The 23,230-nt window shown below is 46.2% G+C and carries 19 protein-coding genes; 3 read left to right on the top strand and 16 right to left on the bottom strand.

Annotated features, from left to right (window positions below; genetic code table 11):
• Positions 1-477: 477 nt before the first annotated feature.
• From ACFQZT_RS21860 to ACFQZT_RS21825, 8 genes are all read right to left on the bottom strand, one after another.
• On the bottom strand, positions 478-627 hold the full coding sequence (locus tag ACFQZT_RS21860; protein ID WP_379303027.1) for a hypothetical protein: 150 nt from the start codon (positions 625-627) through the stop codon (positions 478-480).
• Positions 628-823: 196 nt separating this feature from the next.
• Complete coding sequence (locus ACFQZT_RS21855) at positions 824-1,714, bottom strand: hypothetical protein (protein WP_379303025.1); 891 nt, start codon at positions 1,712-1,714, stop codon at positions 824-826.
• Positions 1,648-2,667, bottom strand: a complete 1,020-nt coding sequence (locus ACFQZT_RS21850) for a hypothetical protein (protein ID WP_379303023.1) — start codon at positions 2,665-2,667, stop codon at positions 1,648-1,650. The genes ACFQZT_RS21855 and ACFQZT_RS21850 overlap by 67 nt, the downstream gene beginning before the upstream one ends.
• 209 nt (positions 2,668-2,876) lie before the next feature.
• On the bottom strand, positions 2,877-4,193 hold the full coding sequence (locus tag ACFQZT_RS21845; RefSeq protein ID WP_379303021.1) for an ABC transporter substrate-binding protein: 1,317 nt from the start codon (positions 4,191-4,193) through the stop codon (positions 2,877-2,879).
• Between the two features lie 101 nt (positions 4,194-4,294).
• The gene (locus tag ACFQZT_RS21840; protein WP_379303018.1) at positions 4,295-5,917 is read right to left on the bottom strand and encodes a response regulator; all 1,623 of its coding nucleotides are present in this window, start codon (positions 5,915-5,917) and stop codon (positions 4,295-4,297) included.
• On the bottom strand, positions 5,880-7,643 hold the full coding sequence (locus ACFQZT_RS21835) for a sensor histidine kinase (protein ID WP_379303016.1): 1,764 nt from the start codon (positions 7,641-7,643) through the stop codon (positions 5,880-5,882). Before ACFQZT_RS21835 ends, ACFQZT_RS21840 begins: the two co-directional genes overlap by 38 nt.
• 80 nt (positions 7,644-7,723) lie before the next feature.
• Positions 7,724-8,578 carry a carbohydrate ABC transporter permease gene (locus ACFQZT_RS21830; RefSeq protein ID WP_379303014.1) on the bottom strand — a complete coding sequence of 285 codons (855 nt, stop codon included), beginning with the start codon at positions 8,576-8,578 and terminating at the stop codon, positions 7,724-7,726.
• Positions 8,575-9,498, bottom strand: coding sequence for a carbohydrate ABC transporter permease (locus tag ACFQZT_RS21825; protein WP_379303012.1), 924 nt, complete (start codon positions 9,496-9,498; stop codon positions 8,575-8,577). Before ACFQZT_RS21825 ends, ACFQZT_RS21830 begins: the two co-directional genes overlap by 4 nt.
• A gap of 199 nt (positions 9,499-9,697) precedes the next feature.
• Between ACFQZT_RS21825 and ACFQZT_RS21820 the strand changes: the two genes are divergently transcribed.
• Entirely contained in the window at positions 9,698-10,456 is a 759-nt protein-coding gene (locus ACFQZT_RS21820; RefSeq protein WP_379303010.1) for an exodeoxyribonuclease III, read from the top strand.
• 265 nt (positions 10,457-10,721) lie between these two features.
• Here the strand turns inward: ACFQZT_RS21820 and ACFQZT_RS21815 are convergent, their stop codons facing one another.
• Complete coding sequence (locus ACFQZT_RS21815; protein WP_379303008.1) at positions 10,722-11,612, bottom strand: IS1595 family transposase; 891 nt, start codon at positions 11,610-11,612, stop codon at positions 10,722-10,724.
• Between the two features lie 120 nt (positions 11,613-11,732).
• Complete coding sequence (locus tag ACFQZT_RS21810) at positions 11,733-12,617, bottom strand: helix-turn-helix domain-containing protein (RefSeq protein WP_379303006.1); 885 nt, start codon at positions 12,615-12,617, stop codon at positions 11,733-11,735.
• A 129-nt stretch (positions 12,618-12,746) separates the two neighbouring features.
• On the opposite strand from ACFQZT_RS21810, the gene ACFQZT_RS21805 reads away from it, so the two are divergent.
• Positions 12,747-15,677: a family 78 glycoside hydrolase catalytic domain gene (locus ACFQZT_RS21805; RefSeq protein ID WP_379303004.1), complete on the top strand. Its 2,931-nt coding sequence runs from the start codon at positions 12,747-12,749 to the stop codon at positions 15,675-15,677.
• A 107-nt stretch (positions 15,678-15,784) separates the two neighbouring features.
• Here the strand turns inward: ACFQZT_RS21805 and ACFQZT_RS21800 are convergent, their stop codons facing one another.
• The 3 genes from ACFQZT_RS21800 to ACFQZT_RS21790 form a co-directional block, all read right to left on the bottom strand.
• The gene (locus ACFQZT_RS21800) at positions 15,785-16,258 is read right to left on the bottom strand and encodes a hypothetical protein (protein WP_379303002.1); all 474 of its coding nucleotides are present in this window, start codon (positions 16,256-16,258) and stop codon (positions 15,785-15,787) included.
• Between the two features lie 153 nt (positions 16,259-16,411).
• Positions 16,412-16,996 (bottom strand): GNAT family N-acetyltransferase, encoded by a 585-nt coding sequence (locus ACFQZT_RS21795; RefSeq protein WP_379303000.1) that lies wholly within the window; start codon positions 16,994-16,996, stop codon positions 16,412-16,414.
• Position 16,997: 1 nt separating this feature from the next.
• Positions 16,998-17,459 (bottom strand): GNAT family N-acetyltransferase, encoded by a 462-nt coding sequence (locus ACFQZT_RS21790; RefSeq protein WP_379302998.1) that lies wholly within the window; start codon positions 17,457-17,459, stop codon positions 16,998-17,000.
• A gap of 537 nt (positions 17,460-17,996) precedes the next feature.
• Between ACFQZT_RS21790 and ACFQZT_RS21785 the strand changes: the two genes are divergently transcribed.
• Positions 17,997-18,230, top strand: a complete 234-nt coding sequence (locus tag ACFQZT_RS21785; RefSeq protein WP_379302996.1) for a hypothetical protein — start codon at positions 17,997-17,999, stop codon at positions 18,228-18,230.
• Here the strand turns inward: ACFQZT_RS21785 and ACFQZT_RS21780 are convergent.
• The 3 genes from ACFQZT_RS21780 to ACFQZT_RS21770 form a co-directional block, all read right to left on the bottom strand.
• Entirely contained in the window at positions 18,208-18,546 is a 339-nt protein-coding gene (locus ACFQZT_RS21780; protein WP_379302994.1) for a VOC family protein, read from the bottom strand. The two genes, ACFQZT_RS21785 and ACFQZT_RS21780, sit on opposite strands and share 23 nt — an antisense overlap.
• Before the next feature lie 1,063 nt (positions 18,547-19,609).
• The gene (cysI, locus tag ACFQZT_RS21775; RefSeq protein ID WP_379302992.1) at positions 19,610-21,334 is read right to left on the bottom strand and encodes an assimilatory sulfite reductase (NADPH) hemoprotein subunit; all 1,725 of its coding nucleotides are present in this window, start codon (positions 21,332-21,334) and stop codon (positions 19,610-19,612) included.
• Between the two features lie 38 nt (positions 21,335-21,372).
• On the bottom strand, positions 21,373-23,196 hold the full coding sequence (locus tag ACFQZT_RS21770) for an assimilatory sulfite reductase (NADPH) flavoprotein subunit (RefSeq protein WP_379302990.1): 1,824 nt from the start codon (positions 23,194-23,196) through the stop codon (positions 21,373-21,375).
• Between the last annotated feature and the right edge of the window lie 34 nt (positions 23,197-23,230).

Here is a 23,230-nt window from a genome sequence, read left to right as displayed (position 1 = left end):
AAAGAGAGCAAGAAAACTCGAAAGTAGATAAATGCTAAATTAAGATGGAGCCCCCCCCCCCTCTGCGATCATGGATCTGGTGTCTGCAATAGCTACAAAAGCTAAGAACGTCCCCCTCCTGGGTGGTTGTTGGAAGAAAGCAGCTTCAGTTGAGTTTTGGACTTAAAGTCGCTATTAGCGTACAGTTGGGTCGCTATTTTTTGGAGGAATGTTCCAAACAGGTCTCGAACGAACAAAAGTCCATAATTAAAGAACCATGTTCGTTATACATGGACTTTTGTTCTCTAATCGCACCCAAGACGGGAATGCCTCCCCATTTAGCGCCTCTTCGGGCGTTATTAGCGAACATTAGTTCTCAAAAAGTATTGCCAAATAAGGTACCGAGTTCCATGAGCAAGCACCAGCCAACACACACACGAATATCAGGTTCCAAGACATCCTCACTTGCCCACAAAAGTATCTAGCCTAATATCCCATTTAGCAAAAAGAAGCAGTTCCGAACTTAGCACCAAGTTCTAAACTGCCGCTCCCCGACGACCAAATTCGACGCGGACGCGGATGCAGACGGCTTCGGACTCGTTTGCGTTTGGTTGCAAACACGCTATCTCCCTTCAGTTTCATTTTCATATGCCCCTCCCCAATGGTTGGCAGTTGATAGTTTAAGTATAAGAAGCTAAGCGCGATCATTCCATATACCAGCGTTTACTTTCATATACACCTCTTGACGGCGTTTCTCCTAGCTCAATTGGCCCCCTCATTCGTCCCAAATCATGCCCCAACGTAAAAAAACCGGCAAGCTCATAATATCGAGCCAAGCCGGCACTTAATCAGGCACCTTTATCGTAAAAGGGACAGTGAACACTTCATTGTGCTGTTGAAACTGCCCCCATATTTTATAAATGCCGCTTTTAGGGAAGTTGATGGTAAAAACAGCATTCGGGTCAGACCCTTTTGGTTCATTCGGATGGACGTGCACGTATTCCTTAGCGTCCGCGCTGATGGCAACCGCATGGGCCAAGCTGCCCAAATAAGGCTGCAAATCGGTCTCCGGCAATTTCGTCTCAGCATTCTTAATGGATAACGCCATGCTCAAGTCCATACCGGCCATCAAATGATCGAAGGAAAGGGTTGCTTCGTTGCCGCCAACTATTTTCGTAAGACTAGCATCCGGTCGAAGCTCTTCTGCTTTATTCTCCTGACCTCCGATATGCGTCCAATGGCTTTGTACGGTCTCTCCCATCCCCTGTGGCGCAAAATCGGCAATCAATTGATAATCGCCACCGGAAGGGAACCGGGTCATGATGTCGAATCGGCCACCGCCTTTGTATGCCGGATGCAGATGGGCGAAGTACGATAGATCTTTGCTGACGACGATCAAATGCAGCTGCTTTTCATGTAGGAGCTCGAAATTGTCAATAGGTCTGTTCCATTTATCTTGAATGAGAATCGTTACGTCCGCATCCTCGTTTGGCAAATAGTTCTGTGACACGACCGAAAAATGAGCGATGGCATCACCGCTGTGGCTGTGAGCCGCTGATGACGTAGATGCCGGCATCGGCATGCTCATCTTCATGCTTTGCTTCGAAGAATCCGTTCCGCAAGCGGTTAGCAAGATCGCAGTGCAGATCAGACCGGCAGCTGCCCGCCTCACCGGTGGTTGCCCCGAACGATCGGCGTTGTCAGAATACTCAAGCCCATTGAGCCGAGACCGCATATAAAAATGGCGCCTCCCCACAATTCCGGCGCCCAATCGAGCGTGTGAAAGATTTGCAAATCCGCAAAATACAAGCCCCAGATAATGACCGGAATGACGAAAAATACAACCCGATACTGCCAAACACAGGGCTCCTTCTCTTTAATGGACCCGAACAGCCAATCCCCCGCCACCCCGCTGATCAGCAAAATCACTATGGAACCGTATTGTGAGAATCCGTCGAGGACTGCCATCAAGATCGCTTCGAATACGAAGAAAAAAGTGACCGTACCGGTCGGCAGCTTCCAGCGTCTGAGCACAAACATGACCGGTAAAACCAGAAGCATCGTCGTGATCAAAAAATCGACTATCGCCTTCGCGACGGCATCTTCTTCTCTAGCCATCCATAAATTTTGCCGGAACGACCAGGCGTACATGAGGAAAAAAGCTATTACCGCAAAAGTTAATGCTACAGAAGTCAACGCAGGCAGCAATTGCCTGAATGTCGGAGCTTCTTCGTTCACAGATTCGCGCAGCGCCCGGTATGGGCTGGTTAGAATCAGCAAACCGCCTGTCAATAGGATCAGATGCGTCGGGCTTAGGAGCGCTGCAATATTTTTCTCGATGCCAAACACGGTATGCCAGATCATATCGCCGATACCTCCGATGAAAAAAACAATAACACCGGCTACCCCAAGCTTGTAGCCCACCGGAATGGCTTGCGCCCAAGTTGCATGATCGGCTTTGGATTTATTCTGCACGGTCAAGATGAAAATCCAACCAGCGCAAGCCACATAGCCGGAATACAAAATGGCGTGCCATGGCGTAAAAAAAGTTTCGACTACACCATGGTTATGTGCAAAACCATCGATAAACACGCCTACAATAAGCCACATCCCCATCAGCATCGTTACAGAATGCTTGAAGTTACCGGTATTTGAGGCCTTTTCCGTCATTTGCGGTTGCATGGACAAAAGGATCAGCTCCTTCATTTGCTCTTTATCCGTATTATATGACAGTTCTGCACAAGATTTAATGATTACTTTTGTAAAATGTTTAGTTACTTTCTAGCACCAATTCGCCCCTGCCCCCCTGAGATCTTATATCAAAGCAAAAAAACCGCAGCCGCGGTTTTTTTGCTTTCTATCTAGCTAACTATCTAGCTTTCTATCCCTTGTTCGTTTTATTGATAGTCTTTTGCTTTTTTCACAAGCTCGTCAAAAGCTGCTTCTGGCGTCAATTTGCCGAACATAACTTTTTCACCGATGCTCTTGTAATCCTTAGCGGTATAATTGCTCCAGCCTTTAGCTCCAGGATTGAAAGGCTGAGCATCCGGAGCGACATTCTTAATCAGTTCAATTTGCAATTTATCGGCTGGCGTTAACTTGGGCGTTAAATAATCGAGCATCTTTTTGGATACCGGAACGCCTCTCGTTGTCGTTAGAATGTCCGCTGCTTCGGAATCATTGACGAACCAGTCGATGAATTTTTTGGACTCTTCCGCATATTTGGAATCGGCGCTCACCGACCAGAACATGGAAGGTTTCAGCCAACCGCTGGATTGCGCTCCTTTAGGCTGTGCGACAAGCGAGTAAGCACCGGGCTTCACGCCTTCATAACCTGGAAAGAGAGCGGCAAACGTACGTTTCATCAACACGTTGTCATTGTTCATCAAATCAAGCTTCGCGTCGGATTCTTTGTCCGTGCTCGCGATATCAGCAGGTGGGATAACCCCGGCTGCCCGCAGCTCGGCATATTTTTTCACATAAGTCAGCCAAGTCTCTTTATCGAAATTAAATTTGCCATCGACGGTAATCGGATAGCCTTTACCTTGGCTAATCTGATAGGCGGAATACGTCGTATAATCGGAGGTGCCGTCCATAAGCACATACTTGTCCTTATCCAGCTTAGCTTTGGCATCTTTGCCGAATTGGAAGTATTGATCCCAAGTCCAGCCGTTTTGAGGCGGTGTAACGCCCAGCTTATCAACCGCGTTTTTATTGTAAATCATCCCCGTTGCATTGTTCCCGAGCGGAATCGCGTACAGCTTGTCTTTGTATTTACCTGAATCGACGAGCGATTTGTCGATGTCTTCGGTACGGATGCCTTTGGACAAATCGGCCAGTTGATTTCTGCCCGCATATTCAGCAAGCCAGGCGGGATCCATCTGGATAATGTCGGGGGCATTTTTTGCCGCCGCTTGGGTCGCGAGCTTATCTGCGTATCCGTCAAACCCGGAAAATTCAGGCTCAAATGTTACATTGGGATGTTTTTTGGTATAAGCTTCTAATGCTTTTAATGTCGCATCATGTCTCGCCTGAGACCCCCACCAAACAATTCGCAGCTTTACGGGATCTGCTTTTGCAGCAGCTGGCGTACTCGTTGTCGCTGTAGTAGCAGTCGCGTTGCCTGATTGAGCCCCTGAGCCGCATGCACTTAGGGATAGCGCCAGTAGGGCAGTCATCGAGAGCATGCTCCATTGTTTTGTCTGCGCTTTCATTGTAAATCCCCCTTCAATCCTGTTATCATTCATAGTTTTATTATATGAACTGCAGAAATGAAGAAAAAGCAGAGTAATGAACACACTTCTTTCACTTTTCATCACAATCCGCCTTTTCCTACTTCACTGGGATTGATTCCGTTATACTTTTTAAATATGGTGCTGAAATATGGGACATTTTTATAGCCTACTTTTTCTGAAATCTCATAGATGAGGTACTTGCCTTCTGCCAAAAGAGCTTGAGCCTTCTTCATCCGCACCCGAATCACATAATTCGTGAACGTTTCGCCGGTTGCTTTCTTGAAAATTTGATTCAAATAATTTCGGGACAAATACAGCTGCTTCGACATATCTTCCAGACTGATCTCTTCCGCGTAATGCTCGTGCGCATACCCAATCATAAAATCAACCGCTTCTTTATGCCTGAAATTCTCATGCCAATGGCGACTCGTCGCAATGAGATGGATTTTGTTTTTCAACCACCCTTTCAATTGCTCCTGCGATTGAATTTGCGCGATCTCCTTTTGCAGCTCCATATCAGGCACCAATTCGTCGAGTACAATGCCTACGCTGTATAAAGAATAAGCAAAAATAGCCCATAGTTCTGTGCATAAATACTGCAAATAAGCTGGTGTTACGGCTGATACCGACTTTAATTGCTGAAAATAAGCTTCTATGATGCTTAGAGCTGCTTCTTCCTTGGAGTAGACAATGGCCTCTGCCAGTTCTTGATAAAATTTAATCGGCCTGATCGCCCCCTCTTTCTCGGAAAGAAACATGGACTTCTCGCCCTGCGTATCCACGGTCGTCTGCTGCAATAAATCCAGAAACGCTTCCTCCGTCGAATCAGCGATCTCCTGCCAGTTGTCTTTCAGGGAGCCCAAGCCAATGCGAATCGTTAATTTTAGATAAGTTTGAACGCATTCGGCGATTCGCTTGCCAATAGAATGAATCTTCTTACGTGCCTCTTCTAGGTTAAGCGAAGGCTCTGCACTGAACAGAACTGCCGCATGATGGCTATGCAGCTCAATATATTCGGATTCTGACCATTCTTCCGCCAAAATTTCCCGGATTATATTCGCAAGCGCAAAGCGAAACAAATTCCAATCAATTAGCGATAAATTGGCGGTTCGGACCGTACTCGTCAGCTCAATGCCCATCACCATGTGATTCCGTTCCAACCAATGCATATATTCAGATCGCTGAATGCTTTCGAAAGCTAAAGATGGATCAAAAGTGCCTGTGATAACCGATTTAAGCCATTCCTTATGGACAAAAGGTTCATACATCATCAGCCTTCGTTTGACTTCTTCCTGCTCCAACTTTTTCAATTCTTTGCTTTCCAGCTCTTTAACGACTTTTGACAGCACTTCACCCAGCTCTTCGATCGTCACCGGCTTAGATAAGTAATCAGTCACCCCAAGCCGCATTGCTTGGCGGGCATACTGAAAATCTGCGTAACCGCTCAAAATAATAATCTCACCGCGAAAGTCTGCCTCCCGGAGCTTTTCAATCATTTCAAGACCGTTCATAACAGGCATATAGATATCCGTGATCACAATGTCCGGTTCGGTTTGTCTCACCATATCCAGCCCTTCCACGCCGTCGGATGCCTCACCTGCCAACTCCGCGTCAATGGTTTCCCAGGGAATGGACTTCTTCATCCCTTCCAGAACTTGAAAATCGTCATCGATAATGAGTATTTTCCACATCGTACCTCTCACGGGCCTCCTCTTTATGATGGATTTGCGGCAATCGGATCGTGACCTCGGTTCCTTCTCCCGCTGCACTCGTAATATGAACTCCATAAGGCGGACCAAAATAAGCGCCTATTCGCTCTTTCACATTTCGCAACCCATATCCGCCTGTTTTTCTGCGCTTCGGTTGATTCCAGTCTTGTCGCAGTCCTACGCCATCATCCCAAACCTGCAATTGCAATTCTTGATCGTGCAGTCGGACCGTAACCTTGATTTCCCCCTTCTTCCTCCCATGAAATCCGTGAATAATCGCATTTTCAATAATAGGTTGAAGAGTAAGTCGAGGAATATACAGATTCGCAGCCGTTTCTTCCACGGCAATGGTAAATACAAGGCGTTCCCCCCAGCGGATCTGTTGAATTTGCAAATAACATTCCACATGCGTGATCTCATCGGCCATCGAAATCAGCGTTTCACCATTGGAGAGGCCGATTCGAAACATTTTTCCCATCAAAGATAAAATTTTGCTGATCTTATCCTGACCCGAATCGATCGCCAGCCAATTCAACTGATCCAACGTATTATAGAGAAAATGGGGATTGATCATCGCTTGCAGCGCTTGAATTTCGGCCTCTCTTTGGCGCTTGTGCTGAGATTTCAACGATTGCAGGAGCTCTTCGATTCTTTCCATTTGCTTGCGGTAGCCGTTGAATAAATTCCCAAATTCATTGGAATAGTCCATCGGCAATTCAGTAACAAAGCCTTGCTCCGGAAGCTTTCCCATATAGGCAACAAGTAACTTAATCGGCCTGGTGAATTGTCTGGAAATAAATAATGTAAAAAACAACGCGATAAAAATGGCGGATAGCCCTACGCCGAGCAGAATAAACGCTAGCCGAATGCTTCCGTGAACGATATTTTTCCATGGCGTCAGCTCAACCAGCGTCCAGTTCGAAGGCGATTTACTCCATACAAGAAGTGAATCATTCGGTTGGTTCGCCGATATGTGCATGCTCCCGGACTTGTCCTTGATCCTGCCAATAATCTCCCATTCATTAGCTTGCAAGTGCGCATCGCCGATGGATGCAATTTGTCTGCCGCCCGCATCGAACAGCAGCCTCGTTCTCGTCTCCGTTTCACCCCGGATCAACCCCTGAATGTCCGAAGCTTTCACATTGAGCAAAAGCAAACCGTAATAAATGCCGGAGTTGTTATACAATTTCCTGGCGAAACTTATGACGGGCAGGGTTCCCTTATTCGTCTGTATCGCGCGCTCCTTAATCCATGCGAAATCGTTGTTTTGGATATCCGGATACCAATCCTCGTCTCTAACCTTCTGCAAATCATAAATACGAATCGGACCTTGAGGATCCGCCAAGAAAGGATGATCCATATATAAATAGATGGATTGTACCATGGTTGTGCTATACGTGATGCTCGCAAGCAAATCTCCCAAATCCGTTTTGCGCCGGTTTCGCTCGAATAAATCGCTTTCAAGAGGATCAAAGCCAATAATATCAATGTTCCGGGAAGCCGCAAGTGACATTTGTTCGATGGAATTTAATTGAGTCACCAAACGTTTATTCAGTTCGTTTAATAAATCTTGCTGATAAACGGAGGTGTTGTCTGCCAGCTCACGCGAGGTCAAACTATAGCTGATCCATGAAAAAACAAGCAAAAGCAAAGCTATAAATGCGGCGAAGCTTCCGAAGAAGAGCCTGCCGATCCGCACGCGCTTAAAAACGTTAAACACCGCATCCCCTCCCCAACAGGCGCAAAAGTGGAAAAAGGCTGCAGATTGCAGCCTTTTTCTACATTCTTATATGCCTTATTCTATCCCTTCACCGCACCCGAGGCAATGCCATCGACAAAATGACGCTGCGCCATAAAAAAGAGAATTAGCGAAGGTATAATAGAAACGAGCGACATCGCCAGCAGTTGCCCCCATGGCAGTGCAGATTGGCTGTCTACAAACAACTTCAACGCGAGGCCGACTGTGTATTTACTAACGGAATTAATATATAGCAACTGACCGAAGAAATCGTCCCAGTTCCACAAGAAGCAATAAATGGCCACCGTTACAAGAGCCGGCTTCGTAAGCGGCAGCACGATTCTGAAGTAGATGCCAAGCCAGTTGCATCCATCCATTTTGGCCGATTCATCCAACTCCCTCGGAATGCCGCGAATGAATTGAACCAACAAGAAGATGAAGAACGGTCCACCGATCCCGCCTGCCAGCGAATGCGGAATATAAAAAGGGAGATATGTATTAATCCAGCCCCAACTATTAAACATAATATATTGGGGAACCAGCGTAACCTGACTCGGCAGCATCAAAGTCACCATTAGAATGGCGAACCAAACATTTTTCAAGGGAAAATCTAATCGAGCGAAACCAAAGGCAACCAAACTGCAGGACAGCACGGAAGTGATAAGTACCCCCGCTATCAATTCAAACGTATTGAGGTAAAAATGGGTAAAAGTAAATTTAGGAATCGCTACCCATCCTTGACTAAAATTGCTCCACAACCATTCCGTTGGAAACAGGCTGGGTGAGCTCATTTCCGCGTTCGATTTAAATGCCGCACCGACCCACCAGAGGATCGGATAAATCATGACCAGACTAAATAAGGCAAGAACGAAGTGGGTCCGGAGCGTAGGAGTCGAAATAGGATTCGTCTTCATCATTTTCTCCCTCCTTCGGTTTCATAGAATACCCAATAGCGTGAGGATGCAAATATCAAAGCAGTCACGATAGCGATGACCACCAGCAGAATCCATGCCAGCGCAGAAGCATAGCCCATTTCATATCTCGAAAACGCCCGATCATATAAATACAAAGCATACATGTAAGTCGAGTTGATCGGTCCGCCTTTGGTAATAATGAAGGCCTGCGTAAACATTTGAAAAGAACCTATCGTCTGCAGGACAAGATTAAACAGCAGTACAGGTGAGAGCATAGGCAATGTGATGCTAAAGAACTGCCTCCATTTTGTCGCTCCATCCACGGAAGATGCTTCATACAACTCGCTGGAAATTTGCTTCAATCCGGCTAAGAAAATAACCATCGAAGAGCCGAACTGCCAGGCAACGAGAATAATCAGCGTTCCCAGCGCCGTACTAGGATTACTAATCCAACTGATCCCTTCAACACCGACGAAGTTCAATATTTTATTAATGAATCCGTCTTTCCCGAAAATGTTTTGCCAGAGAATGGCTACCGCAATACTGCTGCCAATTAATGAAGGCAAGTAGACAAAAGTCCGGTAAATGGAAATGCCTTTTATTTTCTTATTGAGCGCCATAGCGACCATCAAGGCACTGATGAGTTTAATCGGCACCGATAAAACGACAAATAGAATCGTAATCTTCAGCGATTGGCGAAACATCTCATCGTCCGTAAAAATACGCTCATAATTGCGGAGACCAATCCATTCAGGCGAATCAAGCAGCGTATATTTAGTGAACGAATAATAGACGGATTGTACCATCGGCCAAAGCGTTAATAGTAAAAAGCCTACCAACCAAGGAGAAATAAACAGATACCCGGCGACAGGCGATTCCCAGCGCCCTTTCAGGGTGAAATTTCTGGACCCAACTTTCATCATGACAACCGCCTTTCAGATCGATAACACCTCTCCTCCAAGTATATAAAGGATCCACACCCTGAAAAATAAGAGTAATGAACACAGTTTCTTCATTATTGAACAATGCACCCTCTTTAAATCTTTCCTGAAACGAATATCCCTTCTAAGTATGATATACTACTAGATAAAAACTAAGCATCGTGCAAGGAGATCGACGAAAATGAAGATGGTATCGTGGAATGTTAACGGTTTACGGGCGTGTGTAAATAAAGGATTTAACGACTATTTTGCAGAGACAGACGCTGATATTTTCTGTATCCAGGAAACAAAATTGCAAGAAGGGCAAATCAATCTTGAGTATGGCGAAGATTACCATCAATATTGGAATTACGCGATTAAAAAGGGCTACTCAGGCACGGCGGTTATCACAAAAATCAAACCGTTGTCCGTTCGATACGGTATGGAAGAGGATCAAGAACCTGAGGGGCGGATCATCACGTTGGAATTTGACACCTTCTATCTGTTAACGGTTTACACGCCCAATGCAAAGCGTGATCTGTCAAGGCTGGACTATAGGATGGAATGGGAGGATCGGTTTCGAAGCTATCTGAAGGAACTAGATGCCCATAAACCGGTTATTGTTTGTGGAGATCTCAACGTGGCGCACAACGAGATTGACATCAAGAATGCCAAATCCAATCGCAACAACTCGGGGTTTACGCAAGAAGAGCGAGACAAAATGACTCAATTACTAGAGTCCGGCTTCATAGACACCTTCAGACACTTCTACCCCGACCAAACGGATGCCTACACCTGGTGGTCGAATATGCCTAAGGTGAGAGAGCGAAATGTCGGATGGCGAATCGATTACTTCCTTGCCTCTTCCCGTCTGGCTCCGTCGTTAATCGACGCGCAGATTGATGCCCATATTACAGGCAGCGATCACTGCCCAATTGTTCTGATAGTGGGAGATCATTGATTACGATCAAAACCCTGCGGGCGATTGAAAGTAGGTAAAATCAGCAGATTAGAGAACAAGGTCTTTATTAGCGAACCTGTTTGACGCAATTTTAATGAAGGCATGCTCCAAACTGGTCTCGAAAGAACAAAGATCTTTAATTAAAGAACCATCTTCGTTATTTATAGTCCTTTGTTCTTTAATCGATCCCTAGACGGAGATTCCTCCCCTTTTAGCGTCTCTCCGGTCTTTATTAGAGAACAATTGTTCTGATTATGCACTTACCTCAGGACATCGGATGGGGAGATGCCAAAACACAAACATTCAGCAGTCTGTCGAAGATTTCTTTCGGATTAAACCGTCGGTTAAACCGAAAGCAAAATTCATCAAAGTAAGACTGCAGATATTTGGAGCCCAACCCGTGATAAGTGCCTTGGATATAGGCCTTCACATTTCCGATGATGATATGCAGCATCTTCAGAAAGTCATCTTTGTCTTCCTTGTAGTAAGCTTTAGCTTCGTGAAAGAAGCCAATATCCATCAACCGTTTATAAGAACTGTGACCGTCCGAGACGATCCTGCTGCCTGGTTTGATGTGCTTCTTGGCTACACGCCCAATCTCTTCGATAGAGACACTTTCGATGGATTCGATCCTCAGATATGCTGGGTGATTTTGGCCATCTTTGGACAAGGCAATCACTGCCTTGGATTTATCGCTTCCGCGGCCGTCTTTCCCTTTACGGGGGGCTCCAAAGTAAGCATCGTCCATTTCCACTACGCCTGAGAGCATATAGCCCGAATCCCTGTCTTTCATAGCAGCGCGGATTTTCCGTAACATATTGAGCGCTGTGCGGTAGTTAAGGCCGAGAACATCAGAAAGCGACAAAGCCGATTTACCGCGTTTGTCATGGGCGACGAGGTATATGGCCCAGAACCAAACCGTCAATGGTTGCTTAGTTTTATGGAAGAGTGTCCCAGCGGTAATAGACGCTTGGTAATGACACTTACGGCACTCATAGAGCTGGCGCGAGCGAATGTAATAGTATTCCGTATGGTTACACTTCAAACACGAGAAACCGTCTTTCCAGCGTTTACTCATCATGTAGTCGGCACAATTTTCTTCTGTGCCAAAATACTTTTGAAAATCTAACAATGACAATGACTCTGCTTTCGCCATTTCAACCACACTCCGAACAAATGTTTGTATTCATGATACCACACAAATGTTCGTATTTGAAGGGGTTACTGAGCAGAATGCATAGTCAGAACAATTGTTCTCTACAGAAAAAATCGGCACTCAAACCGATTTCACCCGATTACGATATTGCCTTGGCGTCATACCCGTCTTTTCCTTAAATAAGCGATTAAAAAACTTGATGTCTTGGTACCCGGCTCTTCGTGCGATCGATGAGACTTTTTCGTTCGTTGATGTTAGCAGTTCACAGCACAATTCGATGCGCAGCTTATGGACAAACTGTGTATAGTTCATCCCGGTGCGCGTGGCGAATCTGCGGCGAAACTGTCTTTCGCTAAGTCCTGCCATTGTCGCAAGCTGCGTGATTTGCGGCGGCTCTGCGATTTGTTCGCGAATCAACTGTAGCACTTGCTCCAGCATATCTTCCGTACTTGCGGAATGTTCCGAAGCCGCCGTCCCGCTCCTACTGCGGTGCATATGCGCAAGCAGCCTGATCATCTCCGTTTGCATCATCAACAAATAATCCGGTCGTTTCCGCGCAAACTCCTCGAACAACGTATTTATCATCGTCTGAAATGTGCCGTCCCGATCTTTCCAATGAAACCATGGACTATCCGGATACGATGTGGTAAGGACACGGAGAATCTCTCCCTCATCAGCAAAAAAATCCGTCAACTTACGTGTAAACACCTCGCCAAACAAACAGTTATATACGATCAAGTGCTGCCGTTTCGGCTGCGCGAATGCCGGACGGAACACGTGAGACACCCCGATTGGAAGAAAAAACAAATCCCCTTTGGTTACTGGCAGCGTCTGACCTTCGATATGATGAAAGCCGCTGCCTTCGCTAACATAATTGATTTCCATGAACTCGTGGTTATGTTCCGCAAGCTCGAAGGATTCCGACACCCTGTTGACATAAATCGGCGTATCCGGCGTCAAATACAAATCCGATGGAGTCGTTATAACATGTCTTTTTACTCGCATAACGTCACCTCACCCGTGAATGTCCGATTACACCCTATACAATGTCCTTTTAGACACCCTCATTCTAGTTATCTCTAGATTATACTATATTCAAATCAACTTGAAATCTAGGGAGGCTTCAGGAAACTAATGAAAGAAAACGCACATTGGAAGGCTAAATGGATATGGGCTGAAGGAGAGGAAAGCCCTCGAAATGAATGGCGATGCTTCCGCAAGCAGTTTCATTATTCAAGGGAAAATGTTACCGAGCAAGTTACTATTAAAATTACGGCCGATTCCCGGTATGTCCTATATGTAAATGGGACTTTGCTAGGACGAGGTCCCGTTCGTTCCTGGCCATTCGAGCTCGCTTATGACGAACATGAAATCGGCCATTTGCTTAAAGACGGCGCCAATAATACGATCGCAGTCATCGTTATGCACTATGGGGTTCCAACATTTCAATATTTACGCGGCAGGGGTGGACTTCTAGCCCAAATCGAACAGATTGACGGGAACCAACGTAACGTCATACTTGCAACCGATTCCACATGGACCACGGTCATTCATGCCGGCTACGATTCCCGCTCCTCCCGTATTTCCTGCCAACTTCCTTTTACCGAAATTATCGACGCCAGAAATTGGGATGATGCCTGGAAACAAACTGGGTTCATCGATGCGGATTGGCAACCTGCATCCGTGATAGGGCCGGCAGGCATGGAACCATGGACACGCCTTGTTGAGCGCGACATTCCTCCACTAACCGAAGAACCGGTATACCCGGTCCGAATCGAAAGCCTAAGCCAGGTAAAGCCGCGATCATGGGGAGTCGTGCTTGACCTGCGGAACCATTTTGTTCCGAGCAGCGAGCATCATGCCAACAACGTCCGATTTTACGGCTATTTGTCCACGGTGATCCGGACGAATAAGCCAACTCGTGCTACAATCGGTATCGTCGACGGCGGACGTTTGTTTGGAGCTATGAGCCTTAATGGAATGTGGTATGACGAGGGCGACTATTACGGAGAAAAGCCGGAACGTTATTTAGACGTCCAGCTTGTCCAAGGGGATAATTTCTTCATGATGGATATTCAAGGTGCCAGCCATGGGCACGGGTTTCATCTCGCAATGGATTGCGAGGACCCTTTCGAGATCGTTTCTCCTCTTGAGAACAGCCCCTATCCCACTGGTTCCCGCTCGCCTTTTGCCACACTAGGACCTTTTGATTATGTCGAAATTATCGATCACCAACCTGAACGCCCTATTAACCCCGCCCATCCGGATTTCACAGCGGCAAAACAAGTCGGAGGAGCGGCCGATCTCAAAGAATTCGAAGCCTGGTTAAAACCGATCGATAATCGTTATGTCAGTCGCGATGACGTCTTCAGTCAATGCATCTGGAAAAAGCAATCCATACCGGTGCCCATCCCCTACTCCCTACAAAACGCAGTCATCGCAAACCGCGCAGCCGCCGTCATTCCCGTTTATCCGGAAGCACATACCGAGATGATTATTGATTTCGGCAAGGAGGTCTCCGGTTTCATTGAATTCGAAGCGGAAGCAGCAGGCGGCACCGTTATCGATTTCTACGGCTTCGAGTACATGAGGGACGGTTGGAGGCAAGAAACATACGAGCTGGACAACACGATGAGATACGTATGCAGAGAAGGTCATCAAACATACTCTTCCTTAGTTCGAAGAGGATTCCGTTACTTGATGGTCGTCGTCCGGAATGCCCGGGAACCTTTGAAGCTTCACCGTGTATCGCTCTTGCAAAGCAACTACGCCGTCGCAGAGATCGGCCGTTTCCAATGCTCCGACTCGCTGCTGGGCGAGATCTGGCAAATCAGCAAACATACGACCCGCCTCTGTATGGAAGATACGTTTGTCGATTGTCCGGCGTTCGAACAGACCTTTTGGGTGGGCGATGCCCGCAACGAAGCGCTTGTCAACTATTATGTTTTCGGTGATGATACGATTGTCAAAAGGTGTCTGCGACTCGTCCCCGGCTCCAAATTCCAGTCTCCCTTATACGGGGATCAGGTGCCAAGCGGGTGGAGCAGCGTAATTCCGAATTGGACATTTTTTTGGGCGATCGCCTGCCTGGAGCTCTACCGGTATAACGGGGACCATCAATTTGCCGAACAAATTTGGCCTCATATCCGCCATACACTGGATCACTTTCTTGAAAAACTTGACGATAACGGTCTACTGAATATGAAAGGTTGGAACCTCTTGGATTGGGCTCCGATCGATCAGCCTAATGACGGTATCGTCTCTCACCAAAACATGTTTTTTGTCCAGGCGCTTCGTTCCGCCGCTTTGATTGCTGATGGAATCGATGAGGAGTGCGCTGCACGTTTTGTGGCCCGCGCTGACCAATTAAAAACGGCGATTAACACGTTCCTTTGGTCGGAAGAACGCCAAGCTTACGTGGACTGCATTCACAGCGACGGCCGAGTCTCCGAGACATTTAGCATGCAAACGCAGGTGGTCGCCTATCTGTGCGGCATCGCGGACGAGACCCGACTGAGCAGCTTAGAAACGTACATCATCAAGCCTCCGCAAGATTTCGTGCAGATCGGGAGCCCTTTTATGTCGTTCTTTTACCAAGAGGCGCTCGCCAAGCTCGGCCGGTTCGACGTCATGCTTGAAGATATGAGAACCCAGTACGGTGTCATGATCGAACACGATGCAACAACGTGCTGGGAAATGTATCCGAATTCTTCTGAGAACCGGGACCATCCGAAATTGATGACTCGCAGCCATTGTCATGCCTGGTCGGCCGGTCCAGGTTACTTCCTCGGCGCTTACGTTTTAGGCGTTCGGGGTCTTAATCCAGGCTGGTCAAAAGTGCTCATAGAGCCACAAATCGCTGACCTTTCTTGGGCTCGCGGTACCGTCCCGCTGCCGCGACAGGGCAGGATCGATGTCTCTTGGAGAGCCGACAGGCAAAACCGGAAACTGCACATCCGGATCGAGGCGCCGGCGGCAATAGATCTTTCAATCGTGCCTCCCGCAAGTTATGAGGCCGTAATCGAGCGGATTGAGCTCTGCCCCCGTCCAGCCCACACCATCTAGACAATGGCGCTGGCGACCACCATGCCCATTTGCCAAGAAGCCGCCATCGTTAAATAGATTTTATGGATTGCAGGCCGCCGGTTATTCACCGGCAGCCTGTTTGATCTTTATACAATATCCAATACTATTGCCCGAGTATCATTTTTCGAGATAAAAATGGGGTCACCGTTTCTTTCAAAGCCATATGCAATTGGTATAGATATACCGGTATCTCTAAAGCAACCATCTGCATGACTAGTACCAATGATCATTGTATCGTATTTAACAGCAATTTTTCGAGCTTCGCAGATCCACTCTTCGAATTGCTCCTCACTAAACATGCCTACTCCAATGGGATGAACGAGCAGATCGATGCCCCTACTATAGGCTTCATCGCTTTTAATTCCTTGTTCGATCAGCTCATCACAAAGGATGTGACCCATTTTCAACCCTTCTTCCACAACAAAAGTGGTCGGGCTGTACTTTACTCTGTCAAGTATGATTTCACCTTTACGATTAATGATAATTGCTCTGTCTTTTGGTTTTTCTTGCAGCCGTCTATGCCCGCCGATAAGAACAGTATTGTATTTTTTAGCTAACAAGCAGGCGTCCTCTACATTTTCATTCAAATAGCCCTCTGGAAAAATTACTGCATCAACAAAAGGATTATTCCGTAGTTCGTTTTCAAGTTGTACAATACCTTTTTCCAGTTTTGGTTGAATAATTAAAAATTTCAGTGCTTCCGCCTCCCACCTCTAAAACTCGATACCGCGGACTTTAGAAAATACCATAGTATCTCTCAAAGAACCATCAACATCGCACGTCTCATTTCGGAGAATCCCTTCCAAAGTAAACCCCAAGCGTTCGGCAACACGTGCACTTCTTGTATTGCGGCCATCGCATCGGATTTCAATTCGATTAGCTTGTAACTCCTGTATAGCATAGTTTGTAATAGCATCTGCTGCTTCAGTAATATACCCTTGGTTACCGCAAGATGTTCGCACCCAATAACCAATTTCAAATTTTCGCGACTGCCAATCCATGCGATGCAAACCGCTGCAGCCGACCAATTGACCTGTTTCCTTCAAAATAAGAAGCAATCTTAAGTCGGTTCTATCCAAGAATTGCAGTCTGGATCGCCGAATATTCATTTCTGATTCTTCAATCGTTGGAATGTTCCTAGCCCATGGCATCCATGGACGTAATTCTTCCATGCTTTCTTTAACGGCCTCATTTACAGCTACGCCATCCCCCCATAATGGGGCTCGTATCAGCAATCTTTTACTTTCAAAGCTCTCTGGTATCGAAAATAGAATCGGGTCGGTTGCTTTAATGCCCATGCTAATACCCCCTTAAGCTGTTTAACTCCAGATAATGAGTTGATTTTTCAAAGCTTGAACTTTCGGTGAATCCTAGTGCTTTATAGAATTTATCTGCTGCAGGGTTATCCGTATAAAGTACTAGAACCTTGTAATGAAGGCTAGCCACATCCATGATACCTTCCATTAATTTTTCACCAAAACCATTTCTTCGGTACTCTTTTAATACATAAAGCCTCCGTACTCGTCCGATATTGTTGCTATTTTCAAAAGGATTTCGATTTAGTCCGCATATTCCGACGATTCGACCTTTATATACGGCTGCAAGGAGCGTTTCCCCTTCATGATTAAATCTATTTGTCCCACTTTGATATTCTTGAACTAACTTTTGAATATGACGATGACCTTCTGCTAAACTTTGTTCGACTAAGTGAAATAAGTCGTGATGAATCCCATTCAACCGAACTATAGAGAACTCGTTCATAGGGATGACACTCCTCCCACAAAGTTCGCCGTTATTTAGATATTCGCGCTAAAAACCTTCCACCAATCATGCAACTACAGTGGTTTATCGTTCGTCTAAAGCTATAAAAACGTAAATGAACAATAAGAATCGATGTGAACCTAATGGAGTCTTTCTTCAGGTTTAAATTAATGAAAAGTATAATCAATTGCATAATTTATTTACTATTTATCTATAAAGCGTAATCTTGAAAAAGATTGTTATCAACACTCCTGCTAACCTTCGAGTCACCCGCTTGACAAAGAACAAAGGTCGTTATTAGTGAACAAGTTTGACGCTAAATTTCGGAGAAATTGCCATTTCGGGGCTCGAAAGAACAAAAGTCCATAAACAACGAACAAATATTCGCTAATTATGGAATTTTATTCGTTCGAAGCCTGATTGGTGGTCATTCACCTACCAATTGCGTCAAAATGTTCTCTATTAGCGACCTTGATTCTTTCCGCTACGGGTAAGGGGGGAACTGTAGACATATACGGCATTACAGAAGAAGTTGCTGTGTTGCAGAATAAAGCCCAAAGCAGCGAGAAGAAAATCATTATTGATCTGGATAGGATCATTACAGAAGTCAGTACAGAGGGCCCGGGTATCGAGGTACAGATGAGCAAACCCGGAGGTATCACCTACGATGTTATGTTGTACGCGCCGGAAGGAACAGAAGCGTTATTTGTAAAGGAAATTATTGAGAATACTCCGACTGAAATGTCCGTCAACAGAGAACTTCCACGGTGAATCCACCCGGGGCTTCAACATAAAATGTATAGCCATGCGACCTTTGCGGCAGATCCACATGAAATCCGTCATCCTTCATACGTTGATTGATCTCGTTCACCCGTTCTTCACTCTTCTGTATGAAGCCGATATGAAAGGTATTGGGATAACTGACCTGTGCGCCTTTCATCAAGGTGATCACGGATCCGTCGTCGTCTAATAGTACAGCGAATGAATTACCGCGGGTATTCACGGTTTTTAGTTCGAAATATTTCTCCAAGAATTCTCGGGCTGCGTTAACATCATTGACCGTGAGATTGAGATGGTTTAGCTTCATAAACAACACATCCTCTTTTTTAGTGATTTCACTTGAATTTGCTTACTCCATTATCATACATGAATTATATATTTCATGGCAAAACCTGGTAATTCGCCTCAAGGTAATACCAAAACAAATGGCGAAGAAGAACGTATTTTTCGTATTGGTGAAATATGCCAATGTAACGGCGCCCCGCGGAAGCAGACGGGCTAAAAACGGGCTTTTTCCACCTTTGATAAAGACGTAAGGACTTTTTCAGTGGCCTCGGTTTTTCCTGACGATCCTTTTCCCTCCATTTGCGACTAAGGAGGAACTTAGGTATGGCATCTGACCCTTCAAATCAGTAACGATGGAAAACATCATTGTGGGCTCGATTCCATTTTCTCTTACGTTTGTAACGATGTAAAACATCGCTATTGCTTCGTTCTGGCTCGCCATACTGCCTTTTTCTACTCTGTAACGATGGAAAACATCACTATTCACTCGTTTGCATTTACTTTTACGTCGTTAACGCTGAATAACATCATTAACGCATCGACCAGCATCCCATATAGTCGAACTCGCTTAGAAAGGTGGGCCACACGTCCTCTCGAAACTTATGCTTACTTTAAAATCAAAAACGCCGAGTGAATTGCCCCATGGGCCTATTCTTTCAGCGTTTATTCCTTCATTCTGGTTTACTTGCAAACACTTTATTCGGCATGAGACTGAAAGCAGTAACTCATAAACGTCAAACTACCGCCATGGATCCTTGCTATCTCCAAGTCATTCTAAAACCTTGCTGATTCTCACTCGCTGTTCTCGATCAAGCCCCGCCATTTACTTCCTTGCTTCGCTCATATAGACAGGATCATTCCCGGTACCCGGTCCACAGAATACAGCTATTGTTTTCATATTTACGCCACTTTTCCCCTCTTCATATTTCTTTTAATAGACTATCCTAAAATATGTTCTCTTCAAGGAAATCTCGGTTCTGCACGTTGAACGTTCTTGCTTACGAAAATGCAAAGAACCTCCAATTCCACAAAAAAGTGGAAACGAAGGTTCCTTGAAAATCTTTATTTAACATAGGGACAGACGTTTACGAATGAAAGTCTTGTCCCGAACGAACTTCTTTAACATAGCCTGCACGGATCACAAAATCGCCGAAATGCTCGTTTTCTTGCCGTTCCTTCGCATATTGAGCAATAATCGGTTCCAGCGACTCCAGGATCTCCGCTTCGCCAATGTTTTCCTTATATAGCTTGTTCAACCGGTTACCGGCATGACCGCCACCCAAATACATGTTGTATTTGCCAGGCGCCTTGCCAATGAACGCGATTTCCGCCAACATGGGTCGGGCGCATCCATTCGGACAACCTGTCATGCGAATCACGATCTCTTTGTCTTGCAAGCCGGCCTTTTCCAACATAGGTTCGATCTTATCCATCAGATCGGGAAGGTAGCGCTCTGATTCGGCCATCGCCAACCCACAAGTAGGGAGAGCTACGCAAGCCATAGAATTTCTCCGTAAGGCGGAGTAGTTGTTCCCATCAGTGAGCCCGTATTCCTTGATCAATTCTTCAATCTTTTTCTTTTTCTGGCTGCTTACATTTCCGATAATCAGGTTCTGGTTCGGAGTGAGCCTGAAGTCCCCGTTATGCACTTTGGCAATCTCCCTGAGACCCGTCATGAGAAGGTAGTTGTCCTCGTCTTTGACCCGGCCGTTTTGGATAAACAGAGTGAAATGCCATTTTCCATTGCTACCCTTCACCCAGCCGTAGCGATCCCCATTATGATCAAAATGGTAAGGACGCGCTTGCTCCAGCTTCCATCCTAGGCGATTGGTAAGTTCTTCAATGAACCAATCGATGCCGCGGTCATCAATTGTGTATTTAAAACGTGCATGCTTCCGGACTGAACGATCACCATAATCCCGTTGAATCATAACCGTCTTCTCGGCCAAGTCAATAACCTGCTCAGGCTTGATGAATCCGATCACTTGGGCAACTTGCGGATAAGTCAGCGGATCGCCGTGGCTCATCCCCATGCCGCCGCCTACGGATACGTTAAAGCCCAACAAACGTCCATCTTCAACAATCGCGATGAATCCAAGATCCTGGGAAAATACGTCTACATCATTGGATGGAGGCACAGCCATACCTATTTTAAACTTACGCGGTAAATAAACAGGCCCATAGATCGGCTCTTGTTCTACTCCGTTATCCTGGCTGTCCACCACTTTCTCGCCATCAAGCCAAATCTCGTGATAGGCTTGGGTCCGCGGATCGAGATGAGCGCTGACGCGGGAGGCCCACTCGTAAACTTCAGCATGAACATCGGACTGGTACGGGTTAGGGTTACACATGACATTACGGTTTACGTCACCGCAAGCTGCTAATGTACTTAACATCGCATCATTGACTTCCCGAATTGTCTTCTTCATGTTCCACTTGATGACGCCATGAAGCTGGAAGGATTGACGGGTTGTCAGACGAATCGTTCCGTTGGCGTATTTACTTGCGACGCGGTCCATCATCAGCCACTGTTCCGGCGTAACTATCCCGCCAGCGGCACGTACACGGAGCATGAACTGATAGGCCGGTTCCAGCTTCTGCTTTTGCCGTTCATTTCGCAGATCTCTATCGTCCTGCATGTAACTTCCGTGAAACTTCATTAATCGATTGTCATCCTCTGGGATGGACCCTGTGATGACATCTTCAAGCGTCTCGACAAGGCTCCCCCGTAAGTAATTGCTTCTGATCTTAATATGTTCTACATCGCTGTGTGGCGCACTGTTCGATGAAAGTAAATTATTTTCTGACATATTGCCCTCGCTCCTCTCGCGATCTTTGGGACATATTCTTAATAAACATCCCTTTGATAACGTTTTTGCTGTTGCATACGGATCAAATATTCCGCAGCCTCTTCTGCACTGAAACCGCCCTCTTGTTCAATGATCGTTGTTAAGGTCTCATGGACATCGTGTGCCATTTTGTGACCGTCGCCACAAACGTACACGCAAGCGCCTTCCTGAAGCCATTTGTAGAGCTCAGCACTCTTTTCAAGCATTCTGTGCTGCACATAAACTTTTTTGTCGGTATCGCGGGAGAACGCAACATCCATGCGCGTCAACACGCCATCCTTAAGCCATTTTTGCCACTCAACCTGATAGAGGAAGTCTGTGGAGAAGTGCTGATCGCCGTAGAATAGCCATGATTTCCCTTCGGCTCCAATCTCTTCCCGCTCACCTAAAAAGGCTCTGAACGGAGCGACGCCCGTTCCAGGTCCAATCATAATGATCGGAGTTTCCGGATTGTCAGGAAGCTTGAAATTCGGATTATTTTGTACATAAACCGACAGCAAATCTCCCTGCTTGATTCGTTCCGCAAGATGCACGGAGCATACTCCGTAACGTTCTCTTCCTTGAGCCTCGTAACGCACGGCGCGAACCGTAACATGAACTTCATCAGGGAATGCTTTCGAACTGCTTGCGATCGAATAAAGTCGGGCAGGCATCTTCCGAAGGATCGATACGAATTCGCCCGCGGCTACACCTTTAAAGGAGTAATCTTGCACCAAATCAAGTAGATCCCGACCGGCCAGATACGATTTAAGCTCTTGCTCGCGCCCTTCAGAAAGCAGTTCTTGCAGTCCATTGTTCGAATCAAGCTTTGCAGCTTGCTCAAGCAACGGCTTCGTCAGCACGGTAATCTCATAGTTGCGAAGCAAAGCCTCACGCAGCGGCCGCTTTTCGCCATTTTTATTTATAGTAACTAGTTCTTCGGCTTTCCAGCCCATAGCTTCGATCAATTCATCGACAAGCCGAGGGTGGTTCTCCGGATAGATGCCTAAGCAATCACCAGGTTCATATTGAAGATTAGATCCCTCCAGAGAGATCTCGAGGTGGCGAGTTTCACGATCTGAACCGCGACCATTCAGATTCAAATTCTCAAGAACCTCCGCTTGAAACGGATTCGTTCTGGAAAACTCCGATTCAGTTCCATTCTCGACCGTAACTCCTGCACCACTTGCAATAACCGGGACAGCTGAAGCTTCGCTTAAGGAACTTATAACTTGATTCATCCACTCCGCGGCAGGCTCATCGAAATCCACGTCGCAATCGACTCGCGGTGTAAACCGCTTACCGCCCAGCTCTTCCAACCTCTTGTCGAAATCCTTGCCTGTTTGGCAGAAAAACTCGTAAGATGTATCTCCAAGCGAGAGAACAGAGAAACGCAGATCCTCTAATTGAGGCGCTCTCTTGCTATGAAGGAACTCATAGAAGGAAATGGCGTTATCCGGCGGCTCTCCTTCTCCGTGGGTGCTTACAAGAATAAGCAAGTTTTTGATCTTCTTCAAGCCATTCGGTTTGAAGTCTCCCATAGAGGAGAGAGCTACCTGAAAGCCGAGCTCTTCCAGCTTCTTGGACACCTTTTTTGCTAATCCTTGGGATTTGCCGGTCTGTGATCCGAAGAGCACAGTCACCTCTTTAGAAATTACCGGCGCATTCTCCACCAAAATCGCAGGGGGCGTCACGCCAGTTGTCGTCGCAGTTGATGATCCGCGAGTAGCCGCTAGATACCCGCTCAGCCATATCCGTTGAGTTTCCGTTAGTGTAGGAAGCAGACGATTAAGCAAATCTACTTGTTCCTGATTAAAGGGACTGTTCATTACTTGAAGTTCCAAAAAATATCCACCTCTCATAGCATGCCAAGAATAT

The organism is Paenibacillus sp. GCM10027628 (genome assembly GCF_042676385.1).
GTDB lineage: Bacteria > Bacillota > Bacilli > Paenibacillales > NBRC-103111 > Paenibacillus_E.
Note: the sequence above shows the minus strand (reverse complement) of the source record. Positions and strands in the feature narration are given on the sequence as shown.

Excerpts from the sequence above, each read along its gene's own strand:
- ACFQZT_RS21860 (WP_379303027.1), bottom strand. The coding sequence starts at position 627 with ATGAAAATGAAACTGAAGGGAGATAGCGTGTTTGCAACCAAACGCAAA.
- ACFQZT_RS21855 (WP_379303025.1), bottom strand. The coding sequence starts at position 1,714 with ATGCGGTCTCGGCTCAATGGGCTTGAGTATTCTGACAACGCCGATCGT.
- ACFQZT_RS21845 (WP_379303021.1), bottom strand. The coding sequence starts at position 4,193 with ATGAAAGCGCAGACAAAACAATGGAGCATGCTCTCGATGACTGCCCTA.
- ACFQZT_RS21830 (WP_379303014.1), bottom strand. The coding sequence starts at position 8,578 with ATGATGAAGACGAATCCTATTTCGACTCCTACGCTCCGGACCCACTTC.
- ACFQZT_RS21825 (WP_379303012.1), bottom strand. The coding sequence starts at position 9,498 with ATGATGAAAGTTGGGTCCAGAAATTTCACCCTGAAAGGGCGCTGGGAA.
- ACFQZT_RS21820 (WP_379303010.1), top strand. The coding sequence starts at position 9,698 with ATGAAGATGGTATCGTGGAATGTTAACGGTTTACGGGCGTGTGTAAAT.
- ACFQZT_RS21815 (WP_379303008.1), bottom strand. The coding sequence starts at position 11,612 with ATGGCGAAAGCAGAGTCATTGTCATTGTTAGATTTTCAAAAGTATTTT.
- ACFQZT_RS21810 (WP_379303006.1), bottom strand. The coding sequence starts at position 12,617 with ATGCGAGTAAAAAGACATGTTATAACGACTCCATCGGATTTGTATTTG.
- ACFQZT_RS21805 (WP_379303004.1), top strand. The coding sequence starts at position 12,747 with ATGAAAGAAAACGCACATTGGAAGGCTAAATGGATATGGGCTGAAGGA.
- ACFQZT_RS21795 (WP_379303000.1), bottom strand. The coding sequence starts at position 16,996 with ATGGGCATTAAAGCAACCGACCCGATTCTATTTTCGATACCAGAGAGC.
- ACFQZT_RS21790 (WP_379302998.1), bottom strand. The coding sequence starts at position 17,459 with ATGAACGAGTTCTCTATAGTTCGGTTGAATGGGATTCATCACGACTTA.
- ACFQZT_RS21780 (WP_379302994.1), bottom strand. The coding sequence starts at position 18,546 with ATGAAGCTAAACCATCTCAATCTCACGGTCAATGATGTTAACGCAGCC.
- cysI (WP_379302992.1), bottom strand. The coding sequence starts at position 21,334 with ATGTCAGAAAATAATTTACTTTCATCGAACAGTGCGCCACACAGCGAT.